The sequence below is a fragment of the Priestia sp. P5_B4 genome (assembly GCF_056400385.1).
Genome location: NZ_JBFULJ010000499.1, coordinates 1 through 2,792 on the forward strand (window position 1 = coordinate 1; position 2,792 = coordinate 2,792).

Annotated in this window: 3 protein-coding genes; 1 reads left to right on the top strand and 2 read right to left on the bottom strand. The window is 38.9% G+C overall.

Annotated elements, in window-relative coordinates:
* Positions 1 to 176 precede the first annotated feature (176 nt).
* Positions 177 to 1,133 carry a peptide-methionine (S)-S-oxide reductase MsrA gene (gene msrA, locus AC1DRF_RS21935; RefSeq protein WP_427076242.1) on the top strand — a complete coding sequence of 319 codons (957 nt, stop codon included), beginning with the start codon at positions 177 to 179 and terminating at the stop codon, positions 1,131 to 1,133.
* Positions 1,134 to 1,136: 3 nt separating this feature from the next.
* Here the strand turns inward: msrA and AC1DRF_RS21940 are convergent, their stop codons facing one another.
* Both AC1DRF_RS21940 and AC1DRF_RS21945 read right to left on the bottom strand, forming a co-directional pair.
* A complete protein-coding gene (locus tag AC1DRF_RS21940; protein WP_230183961.1) occupies positions 1,137 to 1,832 on the bottom strand; it encodes a YqjF family protein in 696 nt (231 codons plus the stop codon).
* A 19-nt stretch (positions 1,833 to 1,851) separates the two neighbouring features.
* On the bottom strand, positions 1,852 to 2,790 hold the full coding sequence (locus AC1DRF_RS21945) for an NAD(P)/FAD-dependent oxidoreductase (RefSeq protein WP_477741694.1): 939 nt from the start codon (positions 2,788 to 2,790) through the stop codon (positions 1,852 to 1,854).
* Positions 2,791 to 2,792: the final 2 nt, after the last annotated feature.

Here is a 2,792-nt window from a genome sequence, read left to right on the forward strand (position 1 = left end):
CCTATGTACTTCTTTGAATGCTTAAACAATAAACTGCATCTTTTTAAGAACATAAAATAAGGATACTCGTATAAACAATAAGCCATTTTTCTTTTATCCAGTGGTCATAATACCACAAGAGCGTGCTTTCTTACAAGACTAGTTATAAAGCGCTTTCTGATTTTTTATACACTTTAATGCATAAATATATTTTTATTTATTTCATTCAACGAAAAGAGGTAAGTAACGTGAAAGAATATGCAACATTTGCGGGAGGATGCTTTTGGTGCATGGTCGCTCCTTTTGATCAGCTTCCAGGAATCAGCAGTATCCGCTCAGGCTACGCTAAAGATAAACAAATCACTTCTGAAGCTAAACAGGAAAGCGAATACGTAGAAGCAGTACAAATTTTATGGGATCCTTCTCATATTACGTTTGAAGAACTGCTTAACCTGTATTGGCAGCAAATTGACCCTACGGATTCCGGCGGACAGTTTTCAGACCGCGGACCGTCATACCGAGCCATTATTTTTTATCACGACGAAAAACAAAAAGAAGCGGCTTTCGATTCTAAAAAAAATTTAGCCCAAAGTGGACGCTTTAAGCGTCCTATCGTCACACCTATTTTACCTTTTTCTTCTTTTTATGAAGCAGAAGAGCAGCAGCAGGATTATTATCGAAAAAACACATTTCACTATAAATTATACAAAGAAGGCTCGGGGCGAACTGATTTTTTGACACAGCATTGGCCAACGGACCGCTCCTATCTAAAAAAGGTTCTAACGCCCATGCAATATTTTGTTACGCAGGAAAACGGAACCGAACCTCCTTTTACAAATTTATATTGGAATAACAAAAAACAAGGAATTTACGTTGATCTTCTAACGGGAGAAGCACTGTTTAAAACGTCAGATCAACTCCCTTCCCATACAGGGTGGCCGGTTTTCAAACGCCCTATTTTATACGGAAATATAAAAAAAGTTCCGATGCAGCATGAAACAGCACTAAAAAGCAAAGAAGGAAATAACTATTTGGGTTTACTATTAACCGAAGAAAACAGCGAATACTATCAAGTAAATTCCGCGGCTTTGCGCTTCATTCCAAAAGAGAAGCTTAAAGAAGAAGGGTATGAAGACTTTTTAATTTTATTTTGATATTTATACTTTTTTAAAAGGATAAAAATAAGCCGTGACTTGATTGGCATAGTGCACAATTAAATCGCGATTGTCCGCCGGACGCAAAAAAGGCTGAGTAATAGAATCATCTCTTATTTCACACTCCCCTTTTTGCAGCTCCCAAGGATCATGATAAAGATCTCCTCTGTAGACATTTCCTTGATGAGTGGTAAATAAGCAGTAGCGCTCTGTAAGCCAATGAGCTAATTCTCCTTCTCTACTGCGATAGGACGGAGAAATACCTCTATATGTAAGCTTTACTCGCTCTTTTTGTGAGTCTCTGTGCGTTCGAACTGACTGAAAAGAAATATGGTTCTGAGTTTTGTTGAATGTCATAGCAGCGTGGTAATAAGGCAAATGAAAAAACTGACGAGCAATCCATACCCCTAGTGGATTGCTTGCGTCTAAACTAAAAAAATAAACGCCTTTTTCCCCTTTATATGTAACATATGTACGCACATTCAGCTCATATAGCCGTGAAAAGATAGGAACTGCGGGCGTTCCTTTAAATCGAATGTCTGTCATCGTAAAAGGCACAAGTGCAATCCATCCTTGACCATCATAGGTGTCAGGCTCTAACTGACTAGGCAATAAAGAAGCCAAAAATGCCGGATCTACAGGCCAATGAATAAACAGTAAATCTTTCCACGTTTGTTTCATTATCCAATTATTTTTCACTTCTTGGTACCTCCTTTTTCTAGATGTTCTTTCCCATTAATTCAGCGGCTGCCGATTTCCCTGACAAATATGCGCTCTCTAACCGTGAGTGATTTGTTTCGTCTTCCCTTCTTAAAAAAGCATCTCCTGCCACCAGTAGCGACGGCATAATTTTAGCAAAGGGCTGATGAAGAACTTGTTCAGCCTCTGCATAGCGCCATTTCTTTAACTGAATGCTTTTAATATGATTTGCACCTATCCATTCTTTTATTTCATTTTTTATCGCCCGCAGCAGCTCATGTTCATGTTCATCAAAATGTTTTTCTGACCAGTCTTTATTCATATATATGCTAAGAACGGGCGTCTTTGATATTCCTTTTTGCTCATGATTAACAATTCTTTGGATTGTGCCAGAAGGATTCGTGATTTGACCATGATCACCATACAGCATCTCTGTGTAAAGCTCCACGATAGCAACCAAGCAAGGACTAAATTTCAGTGTATTAAGAATTGATTGGTCCGCTTGCAGCTTACTATTATTAAGTACCTCAACAACCTGAGGAGACGGAGCTGTAAGAATGATATCAGTCGCTTCAAAAATCTCATTTTCTTCTGTATACAGCTGATACCTTCCGTTTCGAAAATCAATAGCCTGAACTTTTCGATTCACGTATACGCGTAAATCTTCAGCTAAATATTTAGCTAGCGCATTCATCCCATTCATACTTTGATACCGAGGATGATGGTCACCAAACCACTTCTTAACCTTTCTATCAGCTATCCATTTATTTACGTCTTGTTGAAATTCATCGGATCTCACTGTAAAAAATTGAGCTCCGTGATCTGCTTTTCCCTCTCCTACTCTTCGGGTAGCCATTCGTCCCCCTACACTTTTACCCTTATCAAGAAGAAAGACCTCTATTCCTTCTCTTTGTAATTCAGCCGCTGCTGTAAGGCCCGCCATTCCAGCACCTACTATTC

Coding starts and splice junctions, on each gene's coding strand:
- msrA (WP_427076242.1), top strand. CDS start 177: ATGCATAAATATATTTTTATTTATTTCATTCAACGAAAAGAGGTAAGT.